Consider the following 14,413-nt stretch of genomic DNA (forward strand, 5'->3'; position numbering starts at 1 on the left):
CCTCGTTAGTAAACGCGTTCTTTCGGCGCAAAAGGCTCGACATGCTTAGGTGATGCATTAACTGGACGAAAATCAATCTTCTCACCTTCCTCAAAATATAGCGTGTGTTTAATCCAGTTTTCATCATCGCGTTTTGGATAATCTTCACGGCTATGAGCGCCACGACTCTCAGTACGCACAATCGCGGACTGCGCTGTAGCGTATGCAGTTGCCATTAAATTATCCAGCTCTAACGCGCTGACTCGTTCTGTATTAAATACATTGCTTTTATCTTCTAATTTGGCATGGGCCAAGCGCTCACGTAAAGCCTGTAAACGTTTTAAGCCAGAGGCCATCACTTCACCGGTGCGGAATACACCAAAATCTTCTTGCATCACACGTTGCATTTCATCATGAATCACCGCAGGGCTTTCGCCATCTGTTGAATTATTCCATCGATTATATCGTTGCAAAGATGAAGCAATATCATCATCACTGATATAAGTCATTTCCGGTAATTGATTTGACTGCCATAACTCTTCAACATGTATTCCCGCCGCACGACCAAAAACAACCAAGTCCAGTAACGAATTACCACCCAAACGGTTCGCACCATGTACAGAAACACAAGCACATTCTCCTACCGCATATAAGCCTTCTACGATATGTTCCGCACCATTAGTTTTCGTAAGCACTTGACCATACATATTTGTTGGTATTCCACCCATACTGTAGTGGCATGTAGGAACTACTGGAATCGGCTCAACAATTGGGTCAACTCCAGCAAATTTCATAGATAATTCACGAATTCCTGGCAAACGCGACATAATGAGATCGGCTCCCAGATGATCCAGTTTTAACTTAACGTAATCAACTCCTTTAGGATCAAAACCTTTACCTGCACGTATCTCAAGAGCCATGGAACGCGCAACCACATCACGAGAAGCGAGATCCTTAACTCGCGGTGCATAACGCTCCATAAAGCGTTCACCGTCTTTATTAATTAAATAACCACCCTCACCGCGACAACCCTCAGTCACTAAAACGCCTGCTCCAGCAATACCGGTAGGATGAAACTGCCACATTTCCATGTCTTGTAATGGAATGCCTGCTCTGAGTGCCATCCCAAAACCATCACCAGTATTAATAAAGGCATTGGTTGTAGATTGGTAAATACGGCCTGCGCCCCCAGTTGCCAAAATACATACCCTGGATTGGAAAAATACTACTTCACCAGTTTCAATACACATCGCAGTAACACCGGATATGAGACCATGAGCATCTTTAACGAGATCAAGAGCATACCATTCGCTAAATACGTGCGTTTTTGCTTTTAAATTTTGTTGATACAGTGTATGCAGCAAGGCATGTCCTGTTCTATCTGCTGCAGCACAAGTACGCGCTGCTTGCTCACCACCAAAATTTTTTGATTGGCCACCAAACTGACGTTGATAGATTCTTCCATTATCCATACGCGAAAAAGGTAAACCCATGTGTTCGAGTTCATATACCGCTTCTGGACCTGTTTTACAGAGATACTCAATTGAGTCCTGATCACCAATGTAATCAGCACCTTTCACTGTATCATACATATGCCAACGCCAATCATCTTCATGAGCATTTCCCAATGCACAAGTAATCCCGCCTTGAGCTGATACTGTATGTGAACGCGTTGGAAATACTTTGGATAAGAGTGCGACTTTTAAACCAGAATTTGCCATCTGCAGTGCAGCACGCATTCCCGCTCCGCCTGCACCAATAATTACTGCATCAAATGTGTTACGTGCAATTGCCATGCTACTGCCCCCAAAGGATCATTAAGCCCCAGACAAATTGACTAAGGAGCCATAAAACGACTAACATTTGTACTGATAAACGCAGAGCAGTACACTTCATATAATCTGTAGTCACTGTCCAAATACCTATCCATGCATGCAATGAAAGAGCAAACAATGCAATCAGTGACGCGATCCGAACTAATACATTAGAAAAAAGGGCATGCCATTGTGCAAAACCTAGTTCCGGATGCGTTAACAAGAATCCAATAATAAAAAAAGAATAAACAGCAAAATAAACTGCGGTGACTCGTTGAATCAACCAATCTTTTAGCCCATTACCTGTTAAGCTGGTGACATTATTTACCATATCCAGATTCCTAGAAAAATTGACAAAATAATGGCAAGAATAATGACTAAAACAGCGGAACGCCGACCGGCATCAAGATGCTCACCAAACCCCATATCCATCACAAGATGCCTAATCCCTGCAAGTAAGTGATAAATCATTGCTGCACCAAATGCCCACATTATCATCTTATAAGCAGGATGCGACAACAAACTTTTCACTTGGGTAAAGGCCTCTTCTGATTGCACTGATTGGCCAAAGATATAAAGCATTATGGGTAACAGTAAAAATAAAACCACCCCTGAAATCCTATGTAAAATAGACGATATCGCCATAGGGGGATATTTTAAACTACCCAAATCCAGATTAACGGGTCTTTTTTTGTTCACTGTGAGTTTCTTCCTTAATGAGAAAAGTTAATTAAATAAAGCACAAATGCGAAGTATAGCACTCTGTTTTTATCACGCAAGATTAAGTCGATACGGATTCTTAACTTACCGCTATCTAATCCAAATAAATTCGTTCACTGCTGCTATTTTTTAAAAAATCTTTTTACGCGAAAAAATATTTAGTAAATTGAAGATAAAAAATGAATCAATGTGATTTTGGTTGTATAATTAACATACATTTATTACGTTTAGGCATCACTTATGGCAATATCTGACGATCCAAATGCACGACTTATCTATTGCGTCTCCAAAGGGCTTGTTAAAACCGTACACAATATTGTAAATGATAATGATATAAAGCGAATTCAGAGAATTCAACCAAAAGTCATTGAGCAAGCAATAAAAAATATATTAGATGCAACAAAATCTGGGCACTTAACTATTGAACAAATCAATAAACAAGGAGAAATTCTTACCTTACTATGCAACCTACCAAAAAATGTTCCTCAACCCAACCCTAAGATTGCAGCAACTGCATTGGCAAAATATGCTGAATATCGACAGAATCAACTAGATGAGGAACTGACAAATTTAATTCCCAATGGGAAGGTAAAAGAGAGCGATTGGGCTGCTGTCTTTGCGTATATTCAAAAACATAAGATGCAACCTTCTCAGGCATCCATAGGGTATTTATTACGCGTGGCAGGAGCCAACGGGCAATGGGATAACGTTAAACCCCTATTAAGCCATCGAGAGCCTGATTGGAGAATGGCAGGTGAGTTACTCTTTATGGCAGTAAAAGCGGGACAACTTGATGTGGCGAAGCAGCTTTGTGATTTGTCTCAAGAGAATATGCCCAATGTGAATGGCATTAAACGCGCATTGAAAGAAGCAAAAAAAGAAGGGCATCATGAAATTGCCAGTTATCTATCTTGTGAACTCATACATCAGAGTAATTTAGAAAAAGATCCTTTAGTACTGACACAAGCCCTACTTCAAGATTATGTGGCGCATTCATTTGTAGGAAGTAGTTTATTCAGTACTCAAGTAAAAGCGGTGAAAAATATCCTGTCACAAGTAAAACGTGCAGCCGCACAAGAACATGATGACACCTCAAGAAATCAAGCCGTACTCGATAGTGTTCAATTATTACAAAAAGTTGTGGGTGATAATAAAGAATTACGCGGGTATGTTGATTACATTAAAGCACACAGTGATAAGCCTGAAGAATCTCCTTCTCTAAAAGCTGAACTTTGATTGCTTAATATTCTGAACTGAAAGCCCTCATTTCAATAGGGCTTTTATTTAGTAGGCCGCATAGAAGAGCCTCTTGGTTGCTTATAAGTGTCACGTGGCGCTTCAAGCGGATACCCGTATTTGTCTGCGTTCTGTTTAACAATTTGTAAATAGCGTTCACCCCATGCGCCCGGATCAAAGTTAGTTACTACAACGTTATAGGGTAAATTGATAATCGATTCAAAGGCTTTTCTTTGAGGAAGTAAATGTCCACCAAAAGATACTTGCACTTCAGTTTCTTTATCAGTACCCCCGTCTTTTAAACGCTCAACCAAGATATAAATCATTTTTTCTATGGTCATATAGAGCTTATACATGGACATCCCAGCAGACAACATCTCTTCACTTTTGGAAGTCGACAATTTTGATCCTGAATCAAGAATAGGATATACGAATTCGTACTCATTTGTTCCTTGAATTAGTTCTGGCTTGATAACGATTGGAGGTGAAATAAGATCTACATATGGAGACACAATATAAAGTTGAAAATCAGCCCAACGCCACCAAATTTGATAAACCCGCTCAACTAAGGTTATAGGATCATTTAAATCCTCTTGCATTTGCAGTTTACGCAAATCAATACTGTTCTCAGCGTTCTCATCAAAACTTTCTAGATATTCTGCGTTTTCGTCAGTAGTGGGGAAATCTGGTTCATCAGCCATTTGCATACCACATATAAATCAAGCCTATACGTCTATATTAGCCCAAATTTAATGAATGAGCACGAAAGTTAAATGCGCTTCGGTAAAAAATCCGAAAAAAATGTGACTACATGCGCATAAGGATTTGATTTAGCTCAATAAACCTAGGCTAGGCTGCTAAGCGCAGCATGGAGATACTTGTTAATTGGTCTTCATAATGGAGTTTTGGCAGTACAAATTAAATTCAGCAAACGCTGAGCTTAACGGCCGGTAGGATCTGTTTTCATTTCGCTAGCTTGGGTCAAAATGGCTTGATTTTCGAGTAGCGAAGCGCAGTATACACAAGTATGTGAGCATCGGAACGCAGAAAATCAGGTCAGTTTGGCCAAGATAGTAGAAATGGAAACAGCTCCTAAAGGTATTGATAATATTCAGGGGCGTTAGTACGACACTTAAAGCATGTACTTTGGCAGTTTGCTTTTTCCTGGCATTTTCGGATTACTCCCTTGCCAATCCATAAATCAAGCATAGGTTGTAGTGCAGGGAGATCCAAACGAAACTCTCGAGTCAATTGCTGAGTACTCACGACTCCTTGACGGCAAATGTAATCACGTATTTGCAACAGCATTATTCCTCCGCATATTTCGTTTGCTGTATTGGCGTAATCCAATTACAAAAAACAGAACCAATAAGAACACAATGATTTCAAGAGCACCTTGTTCTGAACTCTGAATCCACTTAGCAGATTGATAAAACAAAACGGCTATACCATAAGCAACAACAAAAGACCAAGCCACCGAAATCCACATATACTTTCTATTGGCTTCTTGTCGAATTACTGCCATTGTCGATACACATGGGATATAAAGAAGTACAAACAACAGATAAGCATAGGCACCTATTTTACCGTCAAAACGTTGTGCCATAATGCCATATACAGATTGAGATACTGGACTATCCGCAGCACTAGCCAATACAGGATTTGCTAAAGCAGAGCCCAATTGCGCCAAATTCTGCGGCACAGACCAAAAAGCGGCTTTGATTCCTGCCCAAAAATCAAAATGAACGGCAGCGATTTCTCCCACATGCCCTACCTGAGCATAAAGTGAATTTAACGAACCCACCACTACCTCTTTAGCCAACATCCCCGTTAACAAGCCCACTGTTGCTGGCCAATTGTCTTGATGAATTCCCATGGGTGCAAATAAAGGGGTAATCCATTGTCCCATTAAAGAAAGCAATGATTGAGTACTGGCTTCACCTGAGTTAATCCCACCACCCAAAGTAATGGCATTCAAACCACCTAAAATAACACAAATAGGCACAATTAATTTTCCTGCCCGCATCACAAAAAAACGCAGTCGCATCAAAGTTTCTTTAAATAAGCGCTTGAATGTTGGCCTATGATAAGCAGGCAGTTCCAAAATTAATGGGGACGCATGTCCTTTTAAAGCGGATTTGCGCAAAAGGAATCCTGTTAAGACAGCCATCAAAATCCCTACGAGGTATAAAGAAAACACTACGTTTTGTCCACCCGATGGGAAAAAAGCAGCGACAAATACGGCATAAATCGCCAAACGAGCACTACAGGACATAAAAGGACTCATCATTACCGTAAGTATGCGATCACGCTCTGAATCCAGAGTTCGTGCCGCCATAATTGCCGGAACATTACAACCAAAACCAACAATCATTGGCACAAAAGACTTCCCGGGCAACCCCATCATACGCATTGCTTTATCGACGACAAAAGCTGCTCTGGCCATGTATCCTGATGTCTCCAATAAGGACAAAAAGAAGAACATCGCCGCAATCACTGGGATAAAGGTTAACGTAGTATTTATGCCTTTACCAACTCCGTTTGCCAATAAAGCAATCAACCAATTGGGCGCATGAATCTGTTGTAATAACCAAGCCGTTCCTTGAACGAATATCGTATCCGTGCTGATATCGAAAAAATCCTGAAACGCACCACCTATATTGATCGCGAATAAAAACATCAAATACATCATGGCAAAAAATATAGGGAGAGCAAAAAAGCGATGCAACATAATCTTATCAAGCTTTGCAGTAAAATCTTCGCTGGCATCGCTTCGCTTTTTCTGTACGGTTGTTACCATGTCATGTATTTTCTGATATCGGGCATCAGCTAATAAGACATCGAGATTAGGCTCTGCTTCGCTCAGTAAAGTTATATCTTTGGTAAGTGCCTTATCTAATAACAACTCATCTCCCTCTGCCAGCCTGCGTGCATAATAATAAGCGAGGGGTTGGCTATATCCTGCTTGACTTAACGTATCTTCCAAAGTCATTAAGGTGTGTTGCACCGTTTTGGGCACAGGCAGTGTCCAGGGGGTATGCTCTTGAGGTAAGTGAGTTAATGCCTGCATTAAGTGCGAGAGACCAATCTTTTTATGGGCTTGAATGGGAATAACAGGACAACCCAATTGTTGGGACAACAGATTAATATCTATAGAGATCCCACGCTGCTGAGCAATATCCATCATATTTAGAGCCAGCACTACGGGTTTGCCCAGCTCCAAAATTTGCGTCGTTAAATATAAGTGACGCTCCAGATGACAGGCGTCGATCATATTAACAATACAGTCTGCCTCCATAGTGACAACCGAATGAGCAGCAATGTGCTCATCCTGACTGATGCCATTGGCATTAGCTACTAAAGAATAAACCCCCGGCAAATCAGTCACTTCAATTCGCTGTTGCCCTACAAAGAATTCTCCGGTTTTCTTCTCAACCGTAACGCCGGGCCAATTTCCTATTCGCTGATTGTCACCGGTTAATGCATTAAATAAGGTGGTTTTGCCACAATTAGGGTTTCCTACTAACAGCACTTGAGTCATATACGCTCCAAAATCAATTGACTCGCTTCTTCCTTACGCAGGGTTAAAGCAGTTCCTCTGACTTCAATTTGTATAGGACATCCTAAAGGTGCAATGCGGACCACTAAAAGTTCCGTACCGCAGGTCACGCCCAAAGACAAAAGCCTGCGTCTATATTGCATATCAGTTGTACCAAAATCGGTTAACCGTACTCTATCACCAGGTACTAACTCTGTAATTTTAATCATGTCCTAACAGCAAATAGTGAAATAAATTTGATCTTAGCACAAATGAAATCGAGAATCATTCTCAATTAAGAAAAAAATTATACATTTTTCCTGTCAGAAAAAACCTGTAGCCTGGGTGCAGCGCAGCGAAACCCGGGGTTACGAGATTGATAAACTGCTGCGTTCCCGGATTCTGCTGGCTCAGGTTACGGTACTTGCCATAATCAAGAATTATCAGCAAGTAACTCTTTAAGTTCTCTTTTCGGATGGCGTGCCAAATAATCTACTGACTGCATTTCCTGTAAACGACTTAATGTGCGCATGTAGGTTTCTTTCATTTCCCCTTCAACATACAACTCGTCTAGCGCAACTTCTGCAGAAATAATAATATTGATGCCACGGTCATACATCACATCGATAAAGTGAATGAACATAATGGTTTGCAACGTATGATTTACCGTTAAAGACGGTATGTTGCTTAAAAAAATTGTGTCGAATTTATCTGCAAGCTCTAAATAATCCAATTGGCTACGAGGTAAATTACACAAAATATCAAAAGCAAACCAAATCGACTTTTCGGCACACTTAAGATAGGGAATATCACGATTTTGTATTGTGATAAAACCATTTTCTCTAAATTCGCTGGCTAAAAGCGCAAATTGTTTCTCCATGATCAACGACGTTTGCTCATTTAAAGGAAATAAATAAGCATCGAGTAAAGGAGCTCGCCCAACGCGATAATCTCGTTGCTCATTTAAATGCAATACTTCGCAATTTTCTTTAATGGCAGCAATAGCTGGTAAGAATCGTTTTCTATGAACCCCATTTCGATACAAATCATCCGGAGGTATATTCGAAGAAATAACTAAAATAACCCCATGCGCAATCAAAGCTTGTAGCAGTTCCGCTAAAATCATGGCATAGGCAACGTCATGAACCATAAATTCATCAAAACAAAGTAGTCGTGTTGTTTTTGCCAACTCTTTGGCGATTTTGCGAAGTGGATTTTTTTGTCCTTGTAATCGTCTTAACTGAGAATCAATTTGTTGCATAAAATGATGAAAATGAAAGCGTGCTTTCTTTTTTTCCTCAAGACAATCATAAAATAAATCAATTAAATAGGTTTTTCCCACCCCAACAGGACCATAAAGATACACACCCTTAACTCGGGTTTTCATGAATGGATAAAACCAAGATGAATTCGACTTTTTTACTTCATCAGCTAAATATTGCATCCGCGCCAATATCTCTCGTTGCAACATATCATCATCAATTTCGCCACGATGAATTGCAGCCTCATATTGGGTAAGCACATTCGTCATAAAACAACCTGAGAATGAATATACTCCGTGAGTTTTGCTTTCAGTTCGATTAGTTTGCCATGAAAAAAATGGCCCGTATCGACAAAACGAATCACCGGGATCTCGGGATTAGCCTGAGTAGCAAACTCAAAAACCATATTGGAAGGAACAACCTCGTCGGCATCTCCTTGTAGCACAAGCCAGGGATAAGGTGCCGGGTTAAACTCATGATAATTATAATGATGTACTGCAGGAGCCACTGTAATTAACAATTTTGAGTCGACTTGCGATGCGGCCCGATAAGCCACATAAGAACCGAAAGAAAAGCCAGCAAAAATAAGTTTCTTCTCCGGCTGTTCCTTTTGCCATTCACGAACTAAAACCAGCATATCCTCACTTTCACCAAGTCCTGCATCATATTCTCCTTCAGACTGACCTACTCCTCGAAAATTAAAGCGCAATGAAGGAATACCTAATTCTCTAAAGGTACGCGCCAAGGTGGTAACAACTTTATTACTCATTGTACCGCCTTGCAGTGAATGAGGATGCCCCAGAAAAGCGATAAAAGCAGAATGATTTTCTTCTGGAACAGTTAAAACAGCTTCTAATTTCCCAACGGCCCCCTGCAAAAATAAAGCATGTTCACCAGGGCTCGCTAATTTTTCAGTGATTTGCATAAAAAACCTGTTATTATAAGTACACATTTCACGCAGCTATTTCAGTCTTCGCGACTAAGTGTTTCACAGAAGAGGACACTGCTTGAAGCATGAATGATAACTCGAATTATAGATGAACAAAATGCATAAAGAGCAAAAAGAAACAATGCCAATAACGAAATACCTCCCCTTTTCTAAACGTTTTGTTTTTTTAATTGTAATTCCAGCGGTGTTTGTATTCACCGGAAGTATTCTTTATCTGCTTGGGGGCCGTTATGTTGCAACAGATAATGCCTACGTCAAAGCGGATATGGTTCCTTTAAGTCCGCAAGTATCAGGGGCAGTTCAAGAAGTCTTTGTCATCGAAAACCAAAATGTAAACAAAGATCAGCTCCTATATCGCATTGATCCAGAACCGTTTAAAGTCGCGTTGACCAAGGCCGAATCTAAGTTAGCCCAAGTCCGCATTGATATTTTGGCGATGAAAGCCAATTATCTTGAAAAACAGGCTGAATTGGATCTCGCTCGTACTAAATATAATTTTTCTCTACGCACTAAAAAGCGCCAGACGGATCTCGCAGCAAAACATTTCGCCTCCTTATCTAGTTTAGATGAGGCGAATGAAGGCGCCGAACTTGCGGCGCAACAGATAGTTACTTCAGAGCATAATCTGCAGGGCCTGGCAGCATCTCTTGCGGGTAGTATTGATGAGCCTGTAGAGAACCATCCATCTTATTTAATAGCAAAAGCAGAATACGAGCAAGCCAAACTGGATTTGCAGCGTACTGAAATTAAAGCCCCGGTCTCTGGAACCATTAGCACGCCTCCCAAACTAGGACAATTCGTCACTAAAGGTTCCATCAGTATGACTTTAGTCGCTAATGAACATCCTTGGATTGAAGCAAACTTTACTGAAAAAGAGTTAACCTATGTGTATCCAGGGCAAAAAGTCATTACGACCATTGATATTTATCCTGGCAAAAAATGGAAAGGTACGGTCCAAAGTTTAAGCCCAGCAACCGGTTCAGAGTTTTCAATTATCCCAGCTCAAAATGCGACAGGAAACTGGGTTAAAATTGCTCAGCGTATTGCAGTACGCATCCAATTGGAGGCAGATCCTAACAGTCCGCCACTTCGTTCTGGACTGAGCTCCTGGGTGGAAATTGATACAGGACATAAAAGATATTCGTTTAAAAACGCTCCTCTTCCTAAAGTAGGGCAAGGTTAGAACCTTTGTAGCCTGGGTGTAGCGCAGCGTAACCCGGGATTATGAAACTCATTTACATGTAGAAACCCGAGTTACGCTGCGCTACACCCAAGCTACATTTTATCGATAAACTGATGAGCTCTATGGCAGAAACATATCAAGCGCCCCCAGGGTCACAAAGAGTATTTATTACATTATCCGTCATGCTTGCAACCGTAATGCAATCATTGGATACAACCATTGCTAATGTGGCCTTACCTCATATGCAAGGTGGGATGGGAGCAACTCAAGAGCAAATTTCTTGGGTTCTTACCTCGTACATTGTTGCAGCAGCCATCTTCACCCCTTTAACTGGTTTTTTGGGAGACCGCTTTGGAAGAAAACGAATTTTTATTTGGTCAGTAATTGGCTTTACTATTGCTTCCATGCTTTGTGGCGCTGCTCAAAATTTGTCGGAAATTGTATTATTTCGCCTACTCCAAGGCATTTGTGGTGCCAGTCTGGTTCCCATATCCCAATCCATACTTTTAGACTCTAACCCTCCAGAAAAGCAAGGCTCGGCTATGGCGATTTGGGGTATGGGGGTCATGGTTGGCCCAATTCTTGGTCCGTCTCTTGGTGGATGGCTTACTGAATATTACAACTGGCGTTGGGTTTTTTATATTAACCTACCCTTTGGAATACTTGCCTGGATCGGTTTAACCATGTTTCTTCAGGAAAATAAATTAAAAACCGAAAAACATTTTGACTTAATGGGATTTGCATTTTTAAGTATCGCAATAGGTTCATTACAGCTTTTTCTTGACCGAGGAGAGTCACTGGATTGGCTTAATAGCAATGAAATCATCATTGAAGGATTCGTTGCGCTTATCTGCTTGTATTTGTTTATTGTTCATATCCTCACTTCCAAGACCCCTTTTATCGATCCAATTATGTTTAAAGATCGTAATTTTAGTGTCGGGCTTACATTTATTTTTATTATTGGGATTATTTTGCTGGCAACGATGGCGCTACTCCCGCCATACATGCAAGGTTTAATGAATTATCCAGTCATTGACGTTGGACTACTCTTAGCTCCTAGAGGAGTAGGCACTATGACTGCGATGATGATTGTGGGCCGATTATCAGGAAAAATTGATGCACGTTATCAAATTGGTTTGGGATTAATTTTAACTGATTACTCCCTATGGCTAATGACCTTATTCAATACGGACATCAGCAGCAGCGACATCATTTCCTCAGGAATCATTCAAGGACTAGGTTTGGGCTTCATTTTTGTTCCCTTATCTACACTCTCCTTTGCCTCGCTGCCATCACAGTATCGTAACGACGGTACTTCTTTATTTAGCCTACTCAGAAATATCGGGAGCAGTATTGGTATTTCCATTGTCATGACCAAGTTAGCGCAAAATACACAAGCAAATCATTCAGCGTTTTCCCATTTTATTACTCCATTTAACATCAGCTTAAATCATGCAAATGAATCAGGAGTTTTTAATCTACAATCAACACAGGGGCTCGCTATTCTTGATGCAACAGTGAACAAGCAAGCTGTGTTACTGGCTTACTTACAAGATTTTCGCTTCATGATGTGGTTGGTATTATGTGCGTTCCCTCTTTTGTTTTTACTTAAACCCCCATCCAAAAAAGCTACTACTTCTCAATTATCTGAATTTGAAATATGATAACCCATGTGAGCCAGTATAATGGCTGCACATAACGACCTCCTTCCTAACTCGCTGAGGAGAGTGAAGTGCAAGAAGCCGCGAAGCATAGAGCTGAAGTGTACATAAGTACATGAAGATTCGAGCACCGCATCAACGAAGCAATTCATCTCATCAGAAGCTTTAGAATAAGGTCAAATGCATTGACCCACGTTGGCAGTGACTTTTTTAACTTTTTTTGGAGGACTTGATCCATGCGACAGGTACCTAGAGTAGTGTTTCTCGCTGTTCATAATGCTTGCTTCATTTTATTAAGGGGTAAGGCAATATGAAAATCCATGATTTCAAACGTAAAAAAGAAGAACAACAAAAAATTTCCATGATTACCTGCTACGATTATCCATCTGCCTGCATTGTAGCTGAATCGAACATTGATTGTGTTCTGGTGGGTGATTCTGTAGCTATGGCTGTCCACGGCCATGAAACAACAGTTACGGCAACTATGGAGATGATGATACTTCATACACAGGCCGTAGCACGTGGGATAAAACAGCAATTTTTAATCAGTGACCTCCCTTTTTTAGGTCATAAGACCTCATTACCCCAAACTGTAGAACATGTAAAAAGTCTTTTGCAGGCAGGTGCACATGCAGTGAAAATTGAAGGAGGTGATACCGATACGTGTCACACTATTTCTTATTTAGTCAATGCAGGAGTTCCCGTTATTGGTCATATTGGTTTAACACCGCAATCCATTCATCAATTAGGTGGCTATAAAGTCCAAGGGAAAAATCAAGAACAAGCAGAAAAACTAATACAGCAAGCACTTGATTTAGAGGCGGCGGGTTGTTTTGCTCTTGTCATCGAATGTGTCCCCCAACAATTGGCACAAGCAATCACCCAGTCTTTGGATATACCTACTATTGGAATTGGAGCAGGATCTAATACTGATGGTCAAGTACTTGTTTGGCATGACATGTTAGGTTTACAAACTGATTTTAATCCAAAGTTTGTTAAACGCTACATTCAAGGTAAAGACATTCTGCTGAATGCGTTAAATACTTATGTGCAACAAGTTCAACAACTGAGCTTCCCAACAGCCGAGCATTCATTTTAATTAGAAATTGTAACTATTCACATAAAAGTGTCTTAATTGTAGCGTAACCCGGGTTTAGTCCTGACTTCTCGGGTTACAGCAGACGCCTTCACCCAGGCTACAATGCCGATGACAACTCTATTGTGTGAATGCGTCCATAATTTCATAGGAGTTACCATGCAAATTTTCCACAATCTTGACGAATGGATAAGCTTTCGTAAAACTTTATCTCCCCAATTAACACTTGGCTTTGCACCAACAATGGGTAATTTACACGCAGGACATGCGTCATTGTTTTTAACCAGCAGCAAAGAAAACAACCATACTGTTTCAAGCTTATTTGTCAATCCAACGCAATTTAATCAAGCTGACGACTTTAATAATTATCCTCGCACTTTAGAAGCCGATCTTAAGATTATGGAAGATTCTGGCGTTGATTTTTGCATCCTTCCTAATGAACAATCAATGTATGCTGATAAATACAATTACCAGATTCAGGAAAAGCAACTTTGCCAACTGATGGAGGGGACGCATAGACCAGGACACTTTAATGGAGTATTAACTGTAGTAATGAAATTGCTCAACTTGGTCAAACCGCATCGAGCTTATTTTGGGGAAAAGGATTATCAGCAATACCTCTTAATTCAAGGCATGGTTAAGGCCTTGTTTATGGACATCGAAATTAAGGCCTGCCCAACCATTCGTGAATCAAGTGGCTTGGCTTACAGCTCACGCAACAACCGCCTTGATGGCGCGCAAAAAGCGTTAGCTGAAGAGTTTGCCGCCTTATTTCAACAAAAAGAACTAACATGTGCGCAAATCATCAACCAATTAACAGCAAGAGAGATTGTTGTAGAATATGTTGAAGAGCACCTAAATCGCCGTTTTGCGGCAATACGAATTGGCAACATAAGACTTATTGATAATTACTTATTAGGGTAAGGGATTAGCTGAAAATTGAACTTATCTTAATGCAACGTATTCTGGCTGTTT

14 protein-coding genes are annotated in these 14,413 nt (G+C 40.6%); 5 read left to right on the plus strand and 9 right to left on the minus strand.

All coding sequences use genetic code 11. The features are described from left to right. Positions 1-5: 5 nt before the first annotated feature. From sdhA to sdhC, 3 genes are read right to left on the minus strand one after another with little or no spacing between them, the layout of a single operon-like run. The gene (sdhA, locus tag Lste_RS08315; RefSeq protein WP_058510570.1) at positions 6-1,775 is read right to left on the minus strand and encodes a succinate dehydrogenase flavoprotein subunit; all 1,770 of its coding nucleotides are present in this window, start codon (positions 1,773-1,775) and stop codon (positions 6-8) included. 1 nt (position 1,776) lies between these two features. Then, positions 1,777-2,124 (minus strand): succinate dehydrogenase, hydrophobic membrane anchor protein, encoded by a 348-nt coding sequence (sdhD, locus tag Lste_RS08320; protein WP_058510571.1) that lies wholly within the window; start codon positions 2,122-2,124, stop codon positions 1,777-1,779. Continuing rightward, positions 2,118-2,492: a succinate dehydrogenase, cytochrome b556 subunit gene (gene sdhC / locus Lste_RS08325; RefSeq protein ID WP_058510572.1), complete on the minus strand. Its 375-nt coding sequence runs from the start codon at positions 2,490-2,492 to the stop codon at positions 2,118-2,120. The genes sdhD and sdhC overlap by 7 nt, the downstream gene beginning before the upstream one ends. A gap of 261 nt (positions 2,493-2,753) precedes the next feature. Here sdhC and Lste_RS08330 point away from each other — a divergent pair, with 261 nt between their 5' ends. Further along, positions 2,754-3,749, plus strand: coding sequence for an ankyrin repeat domain-containing protein (locus Lste_RS08330; RefSeq protein ID WP_058510573.1), 996 nt, complete (start codon positions 2,754-2,756; stop codon positions 3,747-3,749). Between the two features lie 44 nt (positions 3,750-3,793). Here Lste_RS08330 and Lste_RS08335 read toward each other — a convergent pair whose 3' ends face one another. The 6 genes from Lste_RS08335 to Lste_RS08355 all read right to left on the minus strand — a co-directional run bounded on the left by Lste_RS08335 (position 3,794) and on the right by Lste_RS08355 (position 9,474). Then, on the minus strand, positions 3,794-4,450 hold the full coding sequence (locus Lste_RS08335) for a hypothetical protein (RefSeq protein WP_058511692.1): 657 nt from the start codon (positions 4,448-4,450) through the stop codon (positions 3,794-3,796). Positions 4,451-4,841: 391 nt separating this feature from the next. Next, positions 4,842-5,057: a FeoC-like transcriptional regulator gene (locus Lste_RS18750; RefSeq protein ID WP_083503935.1), complete on the minus strand. Its 216-nt coding sequence runs from the start codon at positions 5,055-5,057 to the stop codon at positions 4,842-4,844. Further along, a complete protein-coding gene (gene feoB / locus Lste_RS08340; protein WP_058510574.1) occupies positions 5,038-7,290 on the minus strand; it encodes a Fe(2+) transporter permease subunit FeoB in 2,253 nt (750 codons plus the stop codon). The genes Lste_RS18750 and feoB overlap by 20 nt, the downstream gene beginning before the upstream one ends. Further along, on the minus strand, positions 7,287-7,517 hold the full coding sequence (locus Lste_RS08345; RefSeq protein WP_058510575.1) for a FeoA family protein: 231 nt from the start codon (positions 7,515-7,517) through the stop codon (positions 7,287-7,289). The genes feoB and Lste_RS08345 overlap by 4 nt, the downstream gene beginning before the upstream one ends. A gap of 203 nt (positions 7,518-7,720) precedes the next feature. Next, positions 7,721-8,818, minus strand: coding sequence for a cell division protein ZapE (gene zapE, locus Lste_RS08350; RefSeq protein WP_058510576.1), 1,098 nt, complete (start codon positions 8,816-8,818; stop codon positions 7,721-7,723). Next, positions 8,815-9,474 carry an alpha/beta hydrolase gene (locus Lste_RS08355; protein WP_058510577.1) on the minus strand — a complete coding sequence of 220 codons (660 nt, stop codon included), beginning with the start codon at positions 9,472-9,474 and terminating at the stop codon, positions 8,815-8,817. The genes zapE and Lste_RS08355 overlap by 4 nt, the downstream gene beginning before the upstream one ends. A gap of 121 nt (positions 9,475-9,595) precedes the next feature. Between Lste_RS08355 and Lste_RS08360 the strand changes: the two genes are divergently transcribed. The 4 genes from Lste_RS08360 (at position 9,596) to panC (ending at position 14,362) form a co-directional block, all read left to right on the plus strand. Further along, a complete protein-coding gene (locus Lste_RS08360) occupies positions 9,596-10,681 on the plus strand; it encodes an HlyD family secretion protein (protein ID WP_237760451.1) in 1,086 nt (361 codons plus the stop codon). Between the two features lie 122 nt (positions 10,682-10,803). After that, entirely contained in the window at positions 10,804-12,345 is a 1,542-nt protein-coding gene (locus tag Lste_RS08365) for a DHA2 family efflux MFS transporter permease subunit (protein WP_058510579.1), read from the plus strand. 307 nt (positions 12,346-12,652) lie between these two features. Further along, complete coding sequence (gene panB, locus Lste_RS08370; protein ID WP_058510580.1) at positions 12,653-13,441, plus strand: 3-methyl-2-oxobutanoate hydroxymethyltransferase; 789 nt, start codon at positions 12,653-12,655, stop codon at positions 13,439-13,441. A 156-nt stretch (positions 13,442-13,597) separates the two neighbouring features. Next, positions 13,598-14,362: a pantoate--beta-alanine ligase gene (gene panC, locus Lste_RS08375; RefSeq protein ID WP_058510581.1), complete on the plus strand. Its 765-nt coding sequence runs from the start codon at positions 13,598-13,600 to the stop codon at positions 14,360-14,362. The last annotated feature ends 51 nt before the right edge of the window (positions 14,363-14,413 follow it).

Origin of the sequence: Legionella steelei, from assembly GCF_001468005.1 — a bacterium.
GTDB classification, from domain to species: domain Bacteria; phylum Pseudomonadota; class Gammaproteobacteria; order Legionellales; family Legionellaceae; genus Legionella; species Legionella steelei.

What these genes read in the sequence shown, in the direction of transcription:
- Lste_RS08330 (WP_058510573.1), top strand. Translation starts at nt 2,754, where the DNA reads ATGGCAATATCTGACGATCCAAATGCACGACTTATCTATTGCGTCTCC.
- feoB (WP_058510574.1), bottom strand. Translation starts at nt 7,290, where the DNA reads ATGACTCAAGTGCTGTTAGTAGGAAACCCTAATTGTGGCAAAACCACC.
- panC (WP_058510581.1), top strand. Translation starts at nt 13,598, where the DNA reads ATGCAAATTTTCCACAATCTTGACGAATGGATAAGCTTTCGTAAAACT.
- sdhA (WP_058510570.1), bottom strand. Translation starts at nt 1,775, where the DNA reads ATGGCAATTGCACGTAACACATTTGATGCAGTAATTATTGGTGCAGGC.
- Lste_RS08365 (WP_058510579.1), top strand. Translation starts at nt 10,804, where the DNA reads ATGGCAGAAACATATCAAGCGCCCCCAGGGTCACAAAGAGTATTTATT.
- Lste_RS18750 (WP_083503935.1), bottom strand. Translation starts at nt 5,057, where the DNA reads ATGCTGTTGCAAATACGTGATTACATTTGCCGTCAAGGAGTCGTGAGT.
- Lste_RS08360 (WP_237760451.1), top strand. Translation starts at nt 9,596, where the DNA reads ATGCATAAAGAGCAAAAAGAAACAATGCCAATAACGAAATACCTCCCC.
- Lste_RS08355 (WP_058510577.1), bottom strand. Translation starts at nt 9,474, where the DNA reads ATGCAAATCACTGAAAAATTAGCGAGCCCTGGTGAACATGCTTTATTT.
- Lste_RS08345 (WP_058510575.1), bottom strand. Translation starts at nt 7,517, where the DNA reads ATGATTAAAATTACAGAGTTAGTACCTGGTGATAGAGTACGGTTAACC.
- sdhD (WP_058510571.1), bottom strand. Translation starts at nt 2,124, where the DNA reads ATGGTAAATAATGTCACCAGCTTAACAGGTAATGGGCTAAAAGATTGG.
- panB (WP_058510580.1), top strand. Translation starts at nt 12,653, where the DNA reads ATGAAAATCCATGATTTCAAACGTAAAAAAGAAGAACAACAAAAAATT.
- zapE (WP_058510576.1), bottom strand. Translation starts at nt 8,818, where the DNA reads ATGACGAATGTGCTTACCCAATATGAGGCTGCAATTCATCGTGGCGAA.
- Lste_RS08335 (WP_058511692.1), bottom strand. Translation starts at nt 4,450, where the DNA reads ATGGCTGATGAACCAGATTTCCCCACTACTGACGAAAACGCAGAATAT.